The 18995-nt window shown below is 71.2% G+C and carries 17 protein-coding genes; 8 read left to right on the forward strand and 9 right to left on the reverse strand.

Going from position 1 to position 18995, the window contains the following annotated elements:
* Window positions 1-52 precede the first annotated feature (52 nt).
* Together AB0E94_RS19725 and AB0E94_RS19730 are read right to left on the reverse strand one after the other, a co-directional pair.
* Window positions 53-346 carry a hypothetical protein gene (locus tag AB0E94_RS19725; RefSeq protein WP_360328128.1) on the reverse strand — a complete coding sequence of 98 codons (294 nt, stop codon included), beginning with the start codon at window positions 344-346 and terminating at the stop codon, window positions 53-55.
* Window positions 347-356: 10 nt separating this feature from the next.
* Window positions 357-2042, reverse strand: coding sequence for a PPC domain-containing protein (locus AB0E94_RS19730; protein WP_360328131.1), 1686 nt, complete (start codon window positions 2040-2042; stop codon window positions 357-359).
* Window positions 2043-2140: 98 nt separating this feature from the next.
* Here AB0E94_RS19730 and AB0E94_RS19735 point away from each other — a divergent pair, with 98 nt between their 5' ends.
* The gene (locus AB0E94_RS19735; protein WP_360328133.1) at window positions 2141-5479 is read left to right on the forward strand and encodes a DUF4132 domain-containing protein; all 3339 of its coding nucleotides are present in this window, start codon (window positions 2141-2143) and stop codon (window positions 5477-5479) included.
* 260 nt (window positions 5480-5739) lie between these two features.
* On the opposite strand, the gene AB0E94_RS19740 is transcribed toward AB0E94_RS19735, so the two are convergent.
* From AB0E94_RS19740 to AB0E94_RS19755, 4 genes are all read right to left on the reverse strand, one after another.
* Window positions 5740-6309 (reverse strand): sigma-70 family RNA polymerase sigma factor, encoded by a 570-nt coding sequence (locus AB0E94_RS19740; RefSeq protein ID WP_360328135.1) that lies wholly within the window; start codon window positions 6307-6309, stop codon window positions 5740-5742.
* 460 nt (window positions 6310-6769) lie between these two features.
* Window positions 6770-7774 (reverse strand): enoyl-CoA hydratase/isomerase family protein, encoded by a 1005-nt coding sequence (locus AB0E94_RS19745; protein ID WP_360328137.1) that lies wholly within the window; start codon window positions 7772-7774, stop codon window positions 6770-6772.
* Between the two features lie 57 nt (window positions 7775-7831).
* Window positions 7832-8341: a SigE family RNA polymerase sigma factor gene (locus tag AB0E94_RS19750; protein WP_360328139.1), complete on the reverse strand. Its 510-nt coding sequence runs from the start codon at window positions 8339-8341 to the stop codon at window positions 7832-7834.
* Window positions 8338-9396, reverse strand: a complete 1059-nt coding sequence (locus AB0E94_RS19755; RefSeq protein ID WP_360328141.1) for a hypothetical protein — start codon at window positions 9394-9396, stop codon at window positions 8338-8340. Before AB0E94_RS19755 ends, AB0E94_RS19750 begins: the two co-directional genes overlap by 4 nt.
* Window positions 9397-9635: 239 nt before the next feature.
* Here AB0E94_RS19755 and AB0E94_RS19760 point away from each other — a divergent pair, with 239 nt between their 5' ends.
* The 6 genes from AB0E94_RS19760 (at window position 9636) to AB0E94_RS19785 (ending at window position 16324) form a co-directional block, all read left to right on the forward strand.
* Window positions 9636-11150 (forward strand): GGDEF domain-containing protein, encoded by a 1515-nt coding sequence (locus AB0E94_RS19760; RefSeq protein ID WP_360328143.1) that lies wholly within the window; start codon window positions 9636-9638, stop codon window positions 11148-11150.
* Between the two features lie 122 nt (window positions 11151-11272).
* Window positions 11273-12478, forward strand: a complete 1206-nt coding sequence (gene hppD / locus AB0E94_RS19765) for a 4-hydroxyphenylpyruvate dioxygenase (protein ID WP_360328145.1) — start codon at window positions 11273-11275, stop codon at window positions 12476-12478.
* Window positions 12478-13674 (forward strand): cupin domain-containing protein, encoded by a 1197-nt coding sequence (locus AB0E94_RS19770; RefSeq protein ID WP_360328147.1) that lies wholly within the window; start codon window positions 12478-12480, stop codon window positions 13672-13674. The genes hppD and AB0E94_RS19770 overlap by 1 nt, the downstream gene beginning before the upstream one ends.
* Entirely contained in the window at window positions 13671-14426 is a 756-nt protein-coding gene (locus tag AB0E94_RS19775; protein WP_360328149.1) for a hypothetical protein, read from the forward strand. Before AB0E94_RS19770 ends, AB0E94_RS19775 begins: the two co-directional genes overlap by 4 nt.
* Entirely contained in the window at window positions 14423-15619 is a 1197-nt protein-coding gene (fahA, locus tag AB0E94_RS19780; RefSeq protein WP_360328151.1) for a fumarylacetoacetase, read from the forward strand. The genes AB0E94_RS19775 and fahA overlap by 4 nt, the downstream gene beginning before the upstream one ends.
* A gap of 123 nt (window positions 15620-15742) precedes the next feature.
* Window positions 15743-16324, forward strand: coding sequence for a DUF3455 domain-containing protein (locus AB0E94_RS19785; RefSeq protein ID WP_360328153.1), 582 nt, complete (start codon window positions 15743-15745; stop codon window positions 16322-16324).
* Between the two features lie 47 nt (window positions 16325-16371).
* Here the strand turns inward: AB0E94_RS19785 and AB0E94_RS19790 are convergent, their stop codons facing one another.
* Window positions 16372-16902 (reverse strand): snapalysin family zinc-dependent metalloprotease, encoded by a 531-nt coding sequence (locus AB0E94_RS19790; RefSeq protein ID WP_360328155.1) that lies wholly within the window; start codon window positions 16900-16902, stop codon window positions 16372-16374.
* A 389-nt stretch (window positions 16903-17291) separates the two neighbouring features.
* Here AB0E94_RS19790 and AB0E94_RS19795 point away from each other — a divergent pair, with 389 nt between their 5' ends.
* Window positions 17292-18008: a hypothetical protein gene (locus AB0E94_RS19795; RefSeq protein ID WP_360328157.1), complete on the forward strand. Its 717-nt coding sequence runs from the start codon at window positions 17292-17294 to the stop codon at window positions 18006-18008.
* A 186-nt stretch (window positions 18009-18194) separates the two neighbouring features.
* On the opposite strand, the gene AB0E94_RS19800 is transcribed toward AB0E94_RS19795, so the two are convergent.
* Together AB0E94_RS19800 and AB0E94_RS19805 are read right to left on the reverse strand one after the other, a co-directional pair.
* A complete protein-coding gene (locus tag AB0E94_RS19800) occupies window positions 18195-18470 on the reverse strand; it encodes a cold shock domain-containing protein (RefSeq protein WP_360328159.1) in 276 nt (91 codons plus the stop codon).
* A 9-nt stretch (window positions 18471-18479) separates the two neighbouring features.
* Window positions 18480-18962: a DUF4265 domain-containing protein gene (locus tag AB0E94_RS19805; RefSeq protein ID WP_360328161.1), complete on the reverse strand. Its 483-nt coding sequence runs from the start codon at window positions 18960-18962 to the stop codon at window positions 18480-18482.
* Between the last annotated feature and the right edge of the window lie 33 nt (window positions 18963-18995).

The following is an 18995-nucleotide window of genomic DNA, read 5'->3' on the forward strand; positions in this document are numbered from 1 at the left end:
GATGCTACGGCCCGGAGCCCCACCGGCCGTGTACCTCGGAAGCGTGGCTTACTCAGAGCATGGTCACCGGGTACAGGTCGGTGCGGGCGATCACGGCGTCCCGGGTGGCGGCCAGGGCGGTCCGGCGCGGATCGGCCAGGAAACCGTCGTAGCCGGCCTGGCTGCCGAATTCGATCAGCTGGGTCTCGTCCGGGGCGCCGTCCGGGCCACCGGGCCGGGTGCGGGCCCGCTGCCGGAGCCGGCCGTCATGGTCGGCGAGCAGCGCGAGCACGGTGTCCTCGTAGTCGGCCATCGCGTCGGCCTCGCCCGGCCGGGCCCACAGCAGCACACACAGTTGGATCGTCACACGTCAAAACCTAATGCCTCTTGATCTGTACGGTCACCGAGCCGCCCCGATCCTCATCAGGGTCCACCTCCAGCTGGTACGTGCCGGAGGCGGGCGGGCTGAACGTGATGGTCTCCCCGTTCCCGGCGTACACCGAGGCCTTCGTGCCGTCGCCGTCCACGTCGTCCGGGGCGAGCAACCGGACCGAGGGGCCGAACCCAGACTCGTCAATGGGTTGCACGACCACGTCGAGCCACTGGCCGGCGGTCACGTCGAAACGGACGAAGGCCCGTCCACCCGGCGCCGGCGCCTCGGCGGTCACCGCTGGGCCGTCCACCTTCGCGCTGATCGTCGACGACCCGGCGATCTGAACCGTGAACCGGCCGGTGGCCAGTCCGGACGGCCTGATCTCGACGGTGTGCGGGCCGGCCACCCGGGTGGTGAACGGGGCGTCCCCGTACTCGCGGTGAGTTCCGGCGCCGAGTGACCCGTACCCCAGCTCGGTGCCGTGCGGCGAACGGACCGTGACGTCCGTGAGGCCCACCTGGGAGGAGATGCTCTTGGTGTTGATCACCGCGGTGAGGTGCTGGCCGGCCTCGGCCGGGACGGTGACGAAACCGGGACGGCCGGGCCGGTCGATGTCGACCTCGACGGCGGGGCCACCGATCTTCGCGGTCGCGGTGGCGGCCTCGAAGACGGACAGGTCCACCTTCCCGCTCGTGAGCGGGGCGGCGTTCAGCCGTAGCAGATGCCGGCCGGTCCGGTGCACGCCGAAGTCGAGGATGGTCAGGTCGGGCGTCTCCTCGGCGGCGCTGCCGAGCGCCCGGCCGTCCGGTCCCTCCGCGGTGAGCTGCACGAATCCGGTGTTCTTCAGGCCCGTGCCACGGGCCACCACGAACAACCGCTGCCCCTCGGTGGCCGGGAAGGCGACGGCGAGCTCCTCCCCGGGGCGGCTGAACGTCAGCGCCTGGTCCGGGCCGTTCACGGTGACCGGCTTAGGTTCGGCCGGCGCCGTCACGTGCACGGTCATCGTGCCGACGGTGTCCTCCCGGGGGATCACCTCCAGGGAGTAGGTGCCGGTCGCCGGGGCGACGAAGTCCAACGCGGCCGGACCCGAGTCGTAGCCGGGCTGGTAGAGCAGGCCCAGTTCGCGGCCGCCCGGCTCGTTGACGGAGAGACGCAGCTCGTCCTTGATCTCCTTCATCTCCGGGTTGCCCTGCCCGACCACGGTGAACCGTTTCCCGGCGACCGCCGGAAAGGTGACGAAGACGCGCTCACCGATCCTCTTGACCGGGAGGACGGCCGCCGGCCCGTTGATCGTGGTGGTCAGCCGGGTGGTGCCGACCAGCTGAAGCGTGCCGGTGCCACCGGACGGCGCGGCCACCTCGACCGTGAACGTGCCGCTGGTCCAGGCGTTGACGTGGGTCGTGAGCAGGTCGGCGGCGGAGGTGTCCGGATCGTTGACCGGGTCGCCGTCCGGGGTACGGATGGTCACCTTGAGCATGTTCTCCTCGGAGAGCGTGCCCCGGCGCAGGACCACCGACAGGCGGTCGCCCTCGTCGGCGTGGAACGTGGCCCGGTTCGCGCTGACCGGCTCCGCGTTCAGGGTGAGCGCCGGGTCGGCGTACTGCTGGACATGCCTTGACGCCGCCCCGGACATCGAGACGACGACCACCGCACCTGTGACGACCGCCGCAAGGCGGCGAAGAATCTGCACGTCGAAAAACGCTATGCGGTTTTCGTCGGGTTTTTCGGCGGTTCCGTGCTCCGATCCACCCCCGAGGAATGTCGTACCCGGGAGATAGGTTGCGCGGCATGGAACTCACGGGGGCTGCTTTCGTCCTGCCGGATGCCTGGCTGGAGCACGTTCATCCGCGTCGTGGCGGCGCCGGTGCGCGGCCGTTCACGGCCGACCCGCGGGCGCGTTCCAAGACCGATCGGCTGCTTCGTCCCTCGCGGCCGGGCGGGGTGGCCGAGGTGCTCGCCGCCCCCTCCACTCCCGCCGATGTGCGGGCCGCCGCCGAGCAGTGGCTGGCCGGTCAGGCCACGCCGGTCGGGGCCGCCGCCGTCGCCGTCATCCGATCCAGCGGCCGCGCGCTCGACGGCGTGGGCCCGGCCATGTTCGCCGACCTGTGGATCGGTGAGCAGGGGCTGCTCTTCGCCGCCCGCGCCGCCGTCGAGATGACGTCGCTGCTGCTCATCGACGACAACGCCGGGCCCGGCCAGCAGCGTTACCCGTCGTCCGACCTGGGGGTCCGGTTCCTGCGGCCGGGCGAGGAGCAGGGGTCGACGTCGGCGGCGCTGTCCGTGCTGCTGCGGGTCCGGGCCGCGCTCGCGGCGGCGCCGGATGACGAGTTCGAGCAGGTCGTCGCCGCGCTGACACCGCACCGGGCGGGTCTGCCGGCCGCGCGGGCCGCCTGTTCGGTGCTGGCGCCCCGGCCCGACTGGGTCGATGCCGACGTCGCCGACGCCCTCGCCGTCCGCGACTCCCGCCGGGCGCGCATGCTGCTCTACGCGACCAGCGATCCGGCACAGGCCCGGCGGCTGGCCGAGATCCCCGAGCCGTGGTCCACCCACGTCGGCCGGAGCCTGGTCTTCACCCTTCTCGACGGGGCCGGCCCGGCCGCCGTGACCACCCTGTTCTACTGGCTAGACCAGCGGATCGCCCAGTTCTCCGGCGCCGGCACCGAGCGGTGGCTCTTCTCCGTGGTGGCCGCCATCCCGCGTGACGACGCGATGACCTGGCTCCTTACCCGGGCCGCCGATTCACGGACCGCCACGGCCGCCCTGCTGGAGGCCGCCGGGCGGTTCCCCGGCCGGGCCCTGCGGATCCTCGCCGAAAACGACGCCGCCGACCTGCTGCGCGTCCACGTCGTCCAGCACATCGACCTCGTCGCCGAGGTGATCCCGCAGCTGAGCCCGGCCGCCGCCGACCGGGTGCGGGCCATCGTGGACTCGTTGGCCACGGTGGTGACCGCACCGCCGTCGGCGATCCCGCCGGTGCTCGCCGACCCGCCGTGGCAGAGCCGTAAGAAGGCTCCGAAACCATCCGTCGTCGCCGGCCTGACCTGCTCCGACGCGCCCGCAGTCGGCTGGCTTCCGGGCGAGCGGGAGGATTGGGTGCGGCACGACGGCTACCACGTGGCCGCGAGCACCGACTGGGCGGCCATGGCCGAGCGTGCGCTCAGCGCCGGCCGGCGCCGCCGATGGGACGAGCCCGGCAAGCTGTTCTGCCGCGGACCGGAGGAGCTCGCCCGCGAGACCATCGCCAGGTGGCAGCCCCGCGCCGAATGGGACACACCGGCCTGGCTCCGGTTCGCCGCGGCCCGTCTCGAGATCGACGCGCTGCCCGCGCTGCTGACCCTCGCCCGCACCGCGCCCGCCGACTACGCCCCACTGCTGATGCCGTTCACGTCACCCGAGGTGGCGGTGCTGATGGCCGATTGGTCGGCCCGGCTCAAGTCGGTGCGCGGCCTCGCCCAGCAGTGGCTGCTGCGGCATCCCGCCCCGGCCGCCCGCGCCCTCCTCCCGGCCGCGCTGGGCAAAGCCGGGGCGGCCCGGCGGCAGGCCGGGCGTGCGCTGCTCCTCCTGCACGACCACGGTCACACCGCGCTGATCCGGCAGGCCGCCACCGAGTTCGGGCCGGCCGCCGCCGCGGGGGTGGAGGCGCTGTTCACCGCCGATCCGCTGCTGGCGCTCCCGGGCCGGATGCCGACGCCGCCGGTGTGGGCGGCGCCTGGGGTCCTGCCGCCGGTGCGGCTGCGTGCCGGCGCCGGGGCGCTGCCCGCCGAGGCGGTCACCCACCTGGTCCAGATGCTGATGATCTCCCGGTCCGACGAGCCGTATGCGGGGCTCGCGCCGGCCCGGGAGGCCATCGAGCCGGCCGAGCTCGCCGAGTTCGGGTGGGCGCTGTTCCATCAGTGGCAGACCGCCGGCGGTCCCGGCAAGGACGGGTGGGTGCTCGACGCGGTCGCCCTGACCGGCAGTGACGAGATCGCCGACCGGATCGCCCCGCTGATCATGGCGTGGCCCACGGAGGGCCTGCACGCACGGGCGATCGCGGGGGTGTCCGTGCTGGCCGGCATCGGCACCGACGGGGCGCTGATGCACCTGCACCGGATCTCCCAGCGGGCCAAGTCGACACCACTGCGCAAGGCCGCCGCGGCGCGGATCGAGCAGGTCGCGGAGGGGCTGGGGCTCACCTCGGAGGAGCTGGCCGACCGGCTCGTGCCGGATTTCGGGCTGGACCCGGACGGGAGCCTGCGACTCGACTACGGCTCACGGCAGTTCACGGTCGGGTTCGACGAGCAGTTGCGGCCGTTCGTCACCGGCGCGGACGGTAAACGGCTCAAGGATCTCCCGAAACCCGGCGCGCGGGATGACGCTGAGCTGGGTGAGGCGGCCTATCAGCGGTTCACCGGCCTGAAACGGGCGGTCCGGAAGATCGCGGCCGAGCAGGTCCGGCGGCTGGAGCAGGCGATGATCGCCGGGCGCCGGTGGAGCGGCGCCGACTTCCGGCGGCTGTTCGTCGAGCACCCACTGATGTGGCACATCGGGCGCCGGCTGGTCTGGGCCCGCTTCGACGGGAGCGGGGCCGTGGTGGGCGCGCTGCGGATCGCCGAGGACCGTAGCTTCGCCGGCCCCGACGACGAACCGGCCGGGCTCGCTGACGACGATGTGGTGGGTGTCGCGCATCCGCTGCAACTCGGCGCCGACGCCGCCCGGTGGGCCGAGGTGTTCGCCGACTACGAGATCCTCCAGCCGTTCCCGCAGGTCGGGCGTCCTGTTTTCGAGTTGACCGAGGCGGAGCGGGCGACCTGGCGGCTGGCTCGGTTCGAAGGCGTCACCGTGCCGACCACCAAGGTACTGACCCTGGACCGGCGCGGATGGACCCGGCACGAGCCGATCAGCGCCGGGGTTCAGGCCGGGTTCGACCGGCCGGCCGGGCCGGGGCAGGTCGTCACCATCCACCTCGATCCGGGGATCGTCGGGACGGTCGGGTTCCACGCCAAGCAGAGCCTGGTCGCGGTCTACCTGCACGACGGCGGCACCGGCTCGTGGAACGTCACCGATGCCCGGAAGCTGCCACTCGGTGTGCTCGATCCGGTCACCGCGTCGGAGATCCTGCGCGACCTGACCGACGTGACGAGCTGACCGTGGTTCAGGCGGCTACCTGGGCGCGCGGCGGAGTCACGATTCGTGCCTCGCACTACGCGAGTGTGCGGCGGAGCCACGATTCGTGCCTCGCACCGCGCGAGTGTGCGGCGGAGCCAACGATTCGTGCCTCGCACCGCGCGAGTGTGCGGCGGAGCCACGATTCGTGCCTCGCACCGCGCGAGTGTGCGGTGGGGAGGCCGCGTTTCGCCCGGTCGGCGCTGGTGGTGACGATGGCTGGCGGTGGCACTACGCGGTGGTCAGATCGCGGACGGAGTCGCGCGCTGTGTTGAGGCGCCGTGGGCCAGGGCGGTGACCAGGTCTTCGCGGGCGCGGGCCACCCGTGAGCGGATCGTGCCGACCGGGCAGTCGCAGACTTCCGCGGCCTCCGCGTAGGACAGGCCCAGCACCTGCGTGGCGACGAACGCCTCCCGCCGGTCGTCGGGGAGCCCGGCCAGCAGCGAAGTCAGGGCGTGCTCCTCCTCGAAGCGGGGGCGGCCGTCCGGCTCGGCGGCGTCGGCGCTGGTCACCCAGTCGGTGACGGTCGCGATTCGAGGCCGGCGGCTGATGTGCCGGATCTGGTCGGCGGCGACCCGGCGGGCGATGGCGAACAGCCACGTCCGAACCGAGGAACGACCCTGGAAGTCGGGCAGCGACCGCAGCGCGCGCAGGAAGGTGTCCTGCACCAGGTCGTCGACGTCGGACTCACCGGACAGCGTCCGCAGGAACCTGGCCACCTCGAACTGGGTGGCCCTGATCAGGTCGGCCGCCGCGTCCCGGTCGCCGCGGCCGGCGGCGAACGCATACGCGGTCAGATCGGCGTCGGCCATACGGGCGTCCTCTCGCTGTCGTGGTCCCGCGTTCAGATACGAGCACGCGGCGGCAGTCGGTTCACCCTAGGCGCGGGCTACCAGGTGGTCGTCGGCCCGACCGATTTAGTTCCCGCCCTGATGTGCCAACAATCAACCGTTCCAGCCGACCGCCATCCGCCGCACAGCCCAGACCGCCAGCCGTCGCCCACAACGCTTTCGGCACCCGAATTCCCGTGCTGGGCGACGGCTGGCTGGGTGAGCCGTTGTTCACGGTGGTTTCGGGGGGTGGTTTGCCGTGCTGGGCGACGGCTGGTCGGGTGAGCCGTCGTTCACGGCGGTGTTTGCCGTGCTGGGCGACGGCTGGTTGGGTGAGCCGTTGTTCACGGTGGTTTCGGGGGCTGGTTTGCCGTGCTGGGCGACGGCTGGTCGGGTGAGCCGTCGTTCACGGTGCTTTCGCTGGCCCGATTGCCGTGCTGGGCTACGGCTGGGGTGTGGGGGCGACCTCGGCGAGAGTGGGTGGCTGCCATCGGGGGCGCCGGTCCTTGTCGATGATCTGGGCTCGGATGCCCTCGGCCAGGTCGGGCAGGCGCAGCAGCATCGCCGACAGGCGGTACTCCCGGTCGAGCGCCTCACGAAGGTTTGCGAGACCTGCTGCTGACCGGATCGAGCGCAGGGTCACGACCAGCGACGTCGGTGACTTGGTGGCGATCTCCTTGGCCGCGGCCTGTGCGCCCGGCGCGGCGGAAGCGGCCAGGCGGTCGATGATCGCGGCCACATCGTCGCCCGGGTAGCACTCGTCGATCCAGGTCCGGGAGCCGGGGAAGTCGCCCGGCGGTGGCGCAGCGGCGAACGACGCGACGGTGCCGGCGGCGTCGGCTGTCTGGAGGGCTGCTGCCAGGGCGGGGAGGTGGGCGGACGGGACGAAGACGTCGGCGAGACCGGCGAGGATGGCGTCGGCCGCGCCGATCGTGCCTCCGGTCAGAGCCAGATGCGTGCCGATCTCGCCCGGGGCACGGGACAGCAGCCAGGAGCCGCCGACGTCCGGGTGGAAACCGATGCCCACTTCGGGCATCGCCAGGCGGGATCGTTCGGTGACGACCCGCAGCGAGGCGTGGGCGGAGACGCCGATGCCTCCGCCCATCACCAGCCCGTCCATGAACGCCACGACCGGTTTCGGATACCCGGCGATCTCGGCGTTGAGGCGGTACTCGTCGGCCCAGAAGTCCAGCGAGCCGGTGCCTCCGGAGACGGCGTCGGCGTGCATGGCCCGCAGGTCGCCTCCGGCGCACAGGCCGCGCGGTCCGGCGCCGTCGATCAGCACGGCCCGGACCCGGTCCGTTTCCGACCAGTCCGCGAGCGTACGCCGGAGGATCCCGACCATTTCGGCGGTGAGCGCGTTGATCGCCGCCGGCCGGTTGAGGGTGAGCCGGCCGAGCCCGCCGGTCACCTCGGCGAGTACCGGCGGCACGCTCTGCGACGACATGCCCACGATCTTGCCCGCACCCCCGTGCCGGGCAACGATCGGGGTGACGCCCACACCTCAGGACACGGCGTGGGCGAAAGCGTCGGTGAGTGGCCCGCCCGTCCGGCGCAGGGTGGCGAGCGCCCGGCTGGCCCGGCTCTTGACGGTTCCGGTGGAGCAGCCGAGCTGGCCGGCGATCTCCTGCTCGGACAGGCCCGCCCAGTAGCGCAGCACGAGCACGATCCGCTGCCCGGCCGGCAGTTCACGCAGCGCGGCCAGCACCACTTCCGCGGTGTCGCGAAGGTCGAACGCATCTCCGTCGACGGCCCGGTCCGGGGGCGCGGCCGCGGGCAGCTCGCGCCGCCACAACCGGCGTCCGGCGCGCCACGCCGCCCGTACCATGATCTGCCTTGTGTAGGCCTCGGGGTCGCCGTGCGGATGCAGCCGCCGCCAGGCGCGATGGGTTTTGACCAGGGCTTCCTGGGTGAGGTCTTCGCCGTGCCCGCGGTCACCGGTGAGCAGCGTGCCGTAGCGGACGAGGGCCGGGTAGCGGGCGCCCACGAACGCGGCGAACTCGTTCTCGTTCACTTGGCACCGAGCCCGAAGATCGCCTTGATCGAGGTGACGGTCTCGTCGCTGAGCCGGACGCGTCCGCCGTGTGAGGAGACCGCCTCCTGGCAGCCGCCGCCGAGCGAGATCACCACCCGGAACACGGTCGGGTCGGCCGGGGAGTGGAACTGCGTCAACGGGGCGGCGGTGGGCAGGAACGTGATCTCGGCGGTTCGTTGTGACTCGTTGGCGCAGGCGTCCGCGTTCGCCACCACGTCGGTCTGGGCGCGCAGGCTCTGGATCAGCCGGCTGATGGCGGCACTGTCGTCGAGATCGCCGTGCCCGTCCGGGCCGGACCAGTAGGCGTTGGCGGCGGTGTCGGGCAGCCGGAGGACACCGGCCTCGGTCGGTGTGGTCCGGATCGTCGACACCATCGCACGCTGTGCCGGGCCGTCCATCAACCAGTGAACGGTGACGCGCGACCACGGCATCACCATCAGGTTGCGGGCGGTGGGGATCCCCGGCTTCAGGTAGATGTTGTCGAAGTCGGCCGCGAGCCAGGCCGGTTCGCCGCCGGGCAGGGTGATCGCCACCGGGGGGTCGGTCACCATGCTGACGACACCGTCGGCGTCCTGGCGCCGCCGACCACTCCGGTCGACACTGCGTTCGCCTGATCCGTACACCAGGATCTGCTGGGACCGGCAGTCGTCGCCGCGACCCGGGACGAGCATGACGAGGGCCTGCCACGTCCGTGGGATGCACGACGCGGCCTTCTCGGTGGTCAGGGCCTGCCACTTCGGGGGCACCGGGATCTTCAGGGCGCCCGCGACGACCTTCCCGTCGATGGTCAGGGGTGTGGGGTTGCTGGGGTCGGCGGTCCGCTGCGGTTCGGCCGGCTGCGGGGCGGGTTCGTTCCGGATCAGCCCACCGGCGGTGATCGCTCCGACGGCCAGCACCGCCACCGCCAAGCCGGCCGTCGTGGCTCTCCGCCGGGCCGCCCGCCCACGGCGCAGGACGGATCCGACCGGGTCCCGGTCCAGCGGTTCGAGCCCGCCGACCGCGTCGTCCAGTAGCTGTCTGAGACGTTCCGTCATCCCCGCTCCGTTCGGTCCGATCCGTCGTCACCCTTCCGAAAGGCATCACTCCGCGGAAAGGTTCCATCAGGCGACCATCGATGTCGAGGGCGACCGGGCAACCATGCCGAGGGCTGCCGGGTAGCGACGCCGAGGCCGGTTCGCGTACTTCGACGATCAGTGACCGGTATGGTGACGGCGGCGGAAAGCGATCGCCGCTCGCGGCGGAACGTGAGGACAGGGTGCCTGACCGCGACCCGATGAGTGCCGGACACGAGGCGGCGATCGAGCACGTCTACCGGCTCATCGAGGCGGCCCAGGGCGACAACGACGCCGAGGCGGTGGAGCGGGCCGAGCGCGAGGCGCGGGCGTACGGCTGGGAGGACGTGCGGCTACTGCTGCACATGGCCCGGTCGCTGGCCTGCCTGGAGGACGGGGTCGACGACACCGAGCACGTGAACGCGATGCTCGACACGGCCCTGCTGCTCGGCGATCCGGATCTGCTGGCGCTGTCGATCGCGCTCAAGGCGCTGCGCTGCGCGAGCCGCCGCCGGCTCGCGACGACCGGGGAGTCGGCGGCCGCACTGCTGGTCGAGGCGGTGGTGCTGCTGGACGAGGCGGACGGCACCGGGCTGGTGCTGCACCGGGCCAACGCGCTGATCGAGGTCGCCTGTGTCGCCCACGAGCTGGGGTTCTGGGAGCTCGCGCAGGAGTATTACCAGCTCACCGAGCAGACGTTGACACCGCCGCAGCCGCGCTGGGCGGAGACGATCCGGCGGCAGGCGCGGGTGGTGTCGATCAACTCGTTCGACCTGGCTCTGGACTGGGCGAGCTGTCTCGCGGCGATCGGTCAGTGGGACGAGGCGGCGGTCCGGGCGCGTACCGTCCTGGCCGTCGGTGACCCGACCGATCCGGAATGGCCGCCCGGCTGGGTGGGCGAGGTGCACGGCATGCGGCATCTGCTGGCGACGATCGCCGGTGACGTCCCGGTTCCGGCCGAGGGCCTGGTGGCCGCGCTGGGCGGGGCGATCACGGCGGCCCGCGCGGGTGACGCCGAGACTGCGGCCCGTCTGGCCGTGCAGGCCGGCGACGATGTCGGGATTCCGGTGCCGACCGGCACGAAACTGCTGCGCCTGTGCATCGCCGCCAGAAAACCGGGGACCAACCCCGAGGCGATACGGTACGGCGACGAGCTGGCCGTGCTGCGCTGGAACGACCGCCTGGACCGGATGTCCGGCATGCGCGACGCCATCGCCGTGGAGCGCCGCCGCCGTGACCACGAACAGCTGCGCCGCGATCTGGTGGTGGACGACCTGACCGGCCTGGCGAACCGCCGCGGCTACCAGGCGTACCTGTCGGGGCTGGGCGAGAAGACCGGCGAGCAGGACTACGCGGTCATGATGATCGACGTCGACCATTTCAAGGCGGTCAACGACGGGTTCGGCCATGACGTCGGTGACCTGGTGCTGGCCCGGCTCGGGCAGATCCTGGCGCTGCATGTGCGCCCGATCGACCTGGCGGCCCGGCTGGGCGGCGACGAGTTCGTGGTGATCCTGGCCGACGTGTACACCGACATCCCGGCGGCGCGGGCGCAGCAGATCCTCGACGCGGTCCGGTCGCATCCGTGGGACGACCTGGCGCCCGGCCTGAAGGTGTCGGTGAGCATCGGGGTGCACCACGGCAGCCGCCGTGAGCTGCCCGCCTTGCTGACCGACGCGGACCGCAGCCTGTACCACGCCAAGCACGACGGCCGCGGCCGTGTCTGGGCAAATTGACCAGGGAACAGGACCGTCGACCTGTCGTTCTGGGCATTCTGTCAGGCCAAGACACAACTTGTTGTGCAGTGACCGGCGTCTCGTAAAGCTGTGGGCAGAGCCAGCCGCTGAAGGGAGCGCGGATGTCCGTCAACGACACGCTGACCAACGAGGAACGCCTCGCGGAACTCGACCTCGACACGCTCAAGCAGCTGGTGGGGCTGGTCGAGTACGACTCCGCCGGCGACCCGTTCCCGGTGACCGGGTGGGACGCGATCGTGTGGGCGGTCGGCAACGCCACCCAGACCGCGCACTTCTTCCAGTCCGCCTTCGGGATGGAGCTGATCGCCTACTCCGGTCCGGAGAACGGCAACCGTGACCACATGTCGTACGTGCTGAAGAGCGGCGCGATCCGGTTCGTGATCAACGGGGGCGTCGACCCGGCCAGCCCGGTGATCGCCCACCACGCGGTGCACGGCGACGGGATCACCGACATCGCCCTCACCGTCCCGGACGTGGACAAGTGCATCGAGCACGCCCGCGCGCAGGGCGCCACCATCCTCGAGGAGCCGCACGACGTCTCCGACGAGCACGGCACGGTCCGGATCGCGGCCATCGCGGCCTACGGGGACACCCGCCACACGCTGGTCAGCCGGGCGCACTACGCCGGCCCGTACCTCCCCGGTTATGTCGCCCGGACCACGACGCACCGGAAGCGGCCCGGGGCGCCGAAGCGGATCTTCCAGGCTCTCGACCACATCGTCGGCAACGTCGAGCTGGGCGCCATGGACGAGTGGGTGGACTTCTACAACCGGGTCATGGGCTTCACGAACATGGCCGAGTTCATCGGCGACGACATCGCCACCGACTACTCGGCGCTGATGTCGAAGGTGGTGGCGTCGGGCAACCACCGGGTCAAGTTCCCGCTGAACGAGCCGGCCATCGGCAAGAAGAAGTCGCAGATCGACGAGTACCTGGAGTTCTACCGCGGGCCCGGCGCGCAGCACCTGGCGCTGGCCACCAACGACATCCTGCGCGCGGTGGACGCCCTGGTCGAGGAGGGTGTCGAGTTCCTCGCGACGCCGACCTCGTACTACGAGGACCCGGAACTGCGGGCGCGGATCGGCGAGGTGCGGGTGCCGATCGAGGAGCTGCAGAAGCGCGGCATCCTGGTCGACCGGGACGAGGACGGCTATCTGCTGCAGATCTTCACCAAGCCGACCGGTGACCGGCCTACCGTGTTCTTCGAGCTGATCGAGCGGCACGGGTCGCTCGGGTTCGGCAAGGGCAACTTCAAGGCCCTGTTCGAGGCCATCGAACGGGAGCAGGCGAAACGCGGGAACTTCTGATGGCGCACTATCAAAAGATGGGCAATGTGCCGGCCAAACGGCACACCCAGCACCGTGACCCCGACGGGAAGCTGTACTACGAGGAGCTGATGGGGGAGGAGGGCTTCTCCTCCGACTCGTCGCTGCTCTATCACCGGCACGTGCCGTCGGCGGTCGCCGGCGCCCGCATCTGGCAGCTGCCCGACCAGGCGACCGAGTCGAACCAGCCGCTGCTGCCCCGGCACCTGCGCCTGCACGAGCTCTTCGACGGCGAGGAATGGAAGTCCTGCGACGCGGTCCGGGACCGGCGGCTGGTCCTCGGCAACGCCGACGTGCGGATCGGGTACGTGGTGGCCGGCACCGCCTCGCCGCTGTACCGCAACGCCACCGGGGACGAGTGCGTCTACGTCGAGGCCGGCACCGGCACGGTCGAGACGGTCTTCGGTGACCTGACGGTGGGACCCGGCGACTACGTGATCCTGCCGCGGGCCACCACGCACCGGTGGGCGCCGTCCGGGGACGGGCCGCTGCGGCTCTACACGATCGAGGCGAACAGCCACATCGCGCCGCCGAAGCGTTACCTCTCCCGGTACGGCCAGTTCCTCGAGCACTCGCCGTACTGCGAACGCGATCTGCGTACTCCCGATGCTCCTCATGTGGTCGAGGGGGAGAACGTCGAGGTCTACATCAAGCATCGGGGCGACGGGCCGGCCGGGCTCGCCGGGACCGTGCACGTCCTGCCGCACCACCCGTTCGACGTGGTCGGGTGGGACGGATGCCTGTACCCCTACGCGTTCAACATCGCCGACTTCGAGCCGATCACCGGCCGGGTCCACCAGCCGCCGCCGGTGCACCAGGTCTTCGAGGGCAACAACTTCGTGATCTGCAACTTCGTGCCGCGCAAGGTCGACTACCACCCGCTCGCCGTGCCGGTGCCCTACTACCACTCGAACGTCGACAGCGACGAGGTCATGTTCTACGTCGGCGGTGACTACGAGGCGCGTAAGGGGTCCGGGATCAACGTCGGATCGGTGTCGCTGCACCCGGGCGGGCACTCGCACGGGCCGCAGCCGGGCGCCATCCAGGGCAGCCTCGGCGCGGAACGGTTCGACGAGCTGGCGGTCATGGTCGACACGTTCCGGCCGCTCGGGCTCGGTGAGGCCGGCCGGCTCTGCGACGACGGCGTCTACGCCTGGACCTGGGCGCGGAACTCGTGAACGCCCTGTTCGCGGGGCTGTTCGACGACGCGGCGATCTTCCCGCCGGGCAACCTGCCGATGGGCGAGGCGGTTGCCGCCCATCGGGCCCGGCAGGGGTCGCCGCTGGTCGGGCCGTTCGTGTGCTCACTGGCACGGTTCGACGAGCTGGCGGCTTCGGCTTCTGGCGGTGCGGTGATCAGGGTGTCGCTCGTGCTGCCAGGGCCCGTCGACGAGCTGCCGTCCGCGCCGGAACTCGACGTGATCGCGGTGGAAGGACCGGGCCTTTCTGCAGGCGGCACGCGTACGGCGTACAACGAAATTGGTTGTAAGGAAGTGACCGCGACGCGCGTCGCGGCCTTGCGCGACGCCGGCCTGCGATTGAAGATCAGGACCGGTGGGGTACGCGCGGACGCGTTCCCGAGCGAGGCCGAGCTGGCCGGCGCGATCTGGGCGGCGGTGCGCGGCGGTCTCGCGTTCAAACTGACCGCCGGCCTGCACGACCCGATCCGTCATCGCGACCCGGTGACCGGTTTTGAACATCACGGCTTCCTCAACGTGCTGCTCGCGACGGCACGCGCCCTCCAGGGTTACGAGATCGAGCGGGCGCTCGTCGACCAGGACGGCGACCGGGTCGCGGCCGCGGTCGCCAGCATCGACGAGGTGCTGGCCAAGGCGGTCCGGCACCATTTCATCAGCTTCGGCACGTGCAGCGTCAGTGAGCCGGTGGCCGGCCTGCGACGCTACCGACTCATCTCGGAGGCAACGCTGTGACCTGGCTCGACATCCCGTCCGGCCACCCGTTCGGCGTCGCCGCCCTGCCCTACGGGGTGTTCAGCACTCCCGCCGACCCGCACCCGCGGACCGGTGTCGCGATCGGTGACCTGGTCATCGACCTGCCCGCGACGGTCCGCCGGCTGGCTCCGTCGCTGGCCGGCGCGGTCGCCGGGCCGTCGCTGGACGCGCTGCTCGCCGCCGGGCCGGAGGTCTGGGCCGAGCTGCGTGGACTGCTGACCACCTGGGTCACCGACGAGGTGCACCGCTCGCATCTCGTGGTCCGCGACGACGCGATCATGCACCTGCCGTTCACGGTCGCCGACTACGTCGACTTCTACGCCTCCGAGGAACACGCCACCAACCTGGGCCGGATGTTCCGGCCCGACCAGGCGCCGCTCACCCCGAACTGGAAACACCTGCCGATCGGCTACCACGGCCGGGCCGGCACCGTGGTTGTGTCCGGAACCGACATCACCCGGCCGAGCGGCCAGCGCCGCAGCCCGGACGGCGAGATCACCTTCGGGCCGTCCCGGCGGCTCGACATCGAGGCCGAACTCGGTTACGTCGTCGGCGCCGGATCGACCCTCGGCGAACCGGTCGAGCTCGGCGCCTTCGACCGGCACGTGTTCGGGGTGTGCCTGGTCAACGACTGGTCCGCCCGCGACATCCAGGCCTGGGAGTACGTCCCGCTCGGCCCGTTCCTGGGCAAGAGCTTCGCCACCTCGATCTCGCCGTGGATCCTGCCGCTGGCCGCCCTCGACCACGCCCGGGTCGGCCCGCCGGAACGGACCGTGCCGCTGCTGCCGTACCTCGACGACGAGAAGGCCCAGCCGTGGGGCTTCGACATCCGCCTGGAGATCCGGCTCAACGGGCACGTCGTGTCGCAGCCGTCGTTCGCCGGCATGTACTGGACCGGCGCGCAGATGCTCGCGCACATGACCGCCAACGGCGCCTCGCTGCGGACCGGTGACCTGTTCGCCTCCGGCACGATCAGCGGCGGCTCGCCCGGCTGTCTCATCGAGCTCTCCTGGAACGGCACGAAGCCGTTGCGCCTGGCCGACGGCTCGGAGCGGACCTTCCTCGCCGACGGCGACGAGGTGGTGATCAGCGCGACCGCGCCAGGGCCGGGCGGCTCGGTGATCGGGCTCGGCTCGGTGGCCGGTCGCGTCCGTTCTCCTCTTGCCGAGTAAACAAACGGACAGTTCCCCAACTGCTTCGAACCGTCACGGGCCGTGATCCGTGTTCTGTCGCGGACGGCGAGCCGCTTCCGCTCGCCGCCGCCTCATACGTTTTCGAGCAGGCAGGGGAAAGTCATGCTCACCACTCGTTCCCGGATCAGTGCTGTCGCGATCGCCGCGGCGATCGGCGCCGCCACCGTCGCGAGCCCGGCGCTGGCCGGCGTGCACACCGACTCCGTCGAGACCAGCGCCCGCCAGATCGGGGTTCCGCTGATCGCCAAGGAGATCCGGCCGCCGGCCGGTTCCAAGCTGGTCGGCGCGTACGTCGTCGTCAGCGGCACCCAGACCTACACCTGTGCGGTGCCGGCCGGCGCGGCGACAGGCGTGTTCACCGGCACCCCGTCGGTTCCGGAGGCGCAGCTCATCGGCACCGGCGGGCGCATCCACCACTTCGGCGGCCCGAGCTGGCAGTCGGTGCGGGACGGCTCGCTGGTCACCGCCTCGCGGGTGAACGGGTCGAACGTCGAGGGCGCGATCCCGGAGCTGCTGCTCAAGGTCGAGACCCACTCCGGCAAGGGCGTGCTCAGCCGGGCCGACTACATCAACCGGCTGCGCACGTCCGGCGGGGTCGCCCCGACCGGCAGCTGCGTCGCCGGGGAGAAGGCGTCCGTACCGTACGGCTCGATCTATGTCTTCTGGGACGCTCCGGCGGTCTGAGACCGTCATGGGACGGCCCGGCGGCATGTCGCCGCCGGGCCGTTTTCTTACTTCCAAGCAAAGACCTGCGGCTGTACGGCGACCGCGGCGCTCGCGAAGTTGTTGTTCACGGTGCGTGCCTCGGTGGCGTTCGGGTTCGCGTTGGTGCAGCTCACCGGGGCGCTGCTGCCGGACATCAGGTCGGCGCACAGCCCGGTGCGGCGGTCCGGCAGACCCAGGATGTGGCCGAATTCGTGTGCCGAGATCCGCGGCGGGTTGTAGCCCTGGTTGACCGCCTGGCGGCCCATGTACCAGTAGCCGTTGCCGAGCGAGCTGGAGTAGGTGCGCGGCCAGCCGTTGTCGGCGTAGATCCGGATGTTCGGCGTGCGGCCGGCCGGAACGGGTTGCAGGCGCACGTTGGCGACGCTGTTGTTCCAGATCTGGGCGCCCTGGTCGACGACGGCTTTGAACTCCTGGGCCTGGCTGGCGTCGTAGTACAGGATGCGGGGCGCCGCGGTGGCGGGGGCGGCGGTGACCGCCTGGACGCCGCCGAGGGCGAGAACCGCGAAGACGGCTGCCGCGATCTTGCGGATCAGCATGGCTTCCTCCGGGGGGAACGGGGGTGTGGACCCTCCCTTCATATCGAGAAACGTCGATTAATGCGGCATATCGGTTCGGCCCTCTGCGTGGTGATATCGACGTCCATCCCCGGGCTCGGGTGTGCTGCCGCGCGCGTCGGGATGTATTTGCGCTGCCGTGCGCGTCGGGAGGTCTTCGCCGTGCTGCACGCGTCGGGAGGTGTTCGTCCTGCCGCGCGCGTCGGGTGTGTTCGCGCTGCCGTGCGCGTCGGGAGGTCTTCGCCGTGCTGCACGCGTCGGGGTGTTCGTCCTGCCGGGCGCGTCGGGAGGTGTTCGTCCTGCCGCGCCACCGAGGAGGCGGCGGAGGCCGGTTGCGGGCAGCGTTTCGAGGAGTTCTGGTAGGAAGGGGCGTGGCGGAACGCAAGGTCGACGTGCTCACGGTGCGCTGGTATGAGCGTGCCGCCCGATCCCCGGACATCGTCACCCGGTGGCTCGACGCCGCACGCGAACACCTGCCCGAGGCGATGCCTCGCCGATTCGGCGACGTCGAGCCGCTGCGCGGACGCTTCGACCGGGACGGTGGCGACGGGTTCCGCCGCGGTCACCAGCAGGCCGAGGGCTTGTTCTTCCTGGCCGGGACCGCGCCGGTCTACTCGGCATCGCTGTCGGCCCGCAAGGCCCGGTACTTCGGCCCGACCGTCGCACACAGTCTGGACGTGGCACTGAAACCGGATGACGACCGGGTGCGGCGGTTCGCGTTGGCCCTGACCCATCCCGGCATGGTCTACGTGTCCGCGTCGGTCAACGGCCAGACCCTCGACGATGGCCGGCTGTGGGGCGGCGCCCCGGACGAACAGCCGTTTCTGGCCCCGCTCGGCGAATGGCTGGGACTGTCCCCGAAGCCTCCGTCCTGGTGCTGGTTCGGTCCCGCGTACAGCCGATTGGTCCGTCGATCCGTCAACGGGACTCAGATCGCCGGCGGCCTGCTGTGGACCGGCGGCCCCTGGGTCACCGAACGGCTCCAGGCCCGGCTGTCCGAGGTGGATCCGGCCGACCGGCACGCGACTCGGATGCCCGGCGGCCTGCGTCGCAACCCGTTGCAGATGCTGTTCAGCCTCCGGCGGTGACCGCCGCCGTTTCTGTCGCTGCCGTCGCTGCCGTCGTTGCCGCCGCAGTCCCCGTCGCTGTCCCCGTTGCCGCCGCCGTCCCTGTCGTCGTTGCCGCCGCTGTCCCCGTTGCCGCCGCAGTCCCCGCCGCCGTCGTCGTTTCCGGCTTCGGTGGCTATTCAGGCGTTCGGGGTGGGCGATTCGCTGTCAGGTCTGTGGCCATTTCGCCGGGCCGGCGGGTTCGGCGGCGGGGCGGTCCGGTGTCTGGTCGGCCGGCCAGAACCGGAACGCCCGGAAGGCGTAACCGTCCTGCCCGGCGGCCTCGAACTCGACCCGGACCTCCTGACCGGCGGTGAACGTCGCATAACCACGGACCGCGGCGTTGCTGCGATGCGCCCAGCACCCACCCGGTGTCTCGGTGGAATCGAGCACACCCCAGCCCTCGTCGTCATGCCACTCACGGACGAACGCGGTGATCGCCATCAGCTGCTCCTAGATCCGAAAGGCCTCGACATGACTCCATTCCCAGGATGCGCGGCCGGTATCGACGAAGTCGCGGATCACCGGCTCCAGCGGGTCGAGCTCGACACCCGGCGGCACGTCGATCACCACATGCCGATCCCCGCTCCATTCACAACCCAGTCCCATCCGCTCGATGGTCTCCTCGACTCCGGCCCGGAGCATTGCCGCGTCCTCCTCGGAACACTTGGAGAAGTGCAGCCGGAATGCCTGGTGACCGGACGACCGGAGCAACCGCCGGACCCGCCGCCGGTGAGTGTCCAGCCCGACGACATCGTTGAGCGCCAGCCCGTAGGCACGAAACGGAACACACGCCATCGCCGCAGTGGTGCCGGACGGCGGGGTGATCCAGACCTGCTCCATCTCACCGGGCAGCCCGAACGGCTCCAGGTCGATCATGGCGGTGATATTCGACGGGGCCCGGCGCAGTGGCGCCTCGTGAACGATGTATCGCATGTAAGAATCCAAACCCGCAGTAGCTGCTAAAAG

Origin of the sequence: Actinoplanes sp. NPDC026670 (assembly GCF_040638175.1) — a bacterium.
Taxonomy (GTDB): Bacteria; Actinomycetota; Actinomycetes; order Mycobacteriales; family Micromonosporaceae; genus Actinoplanes.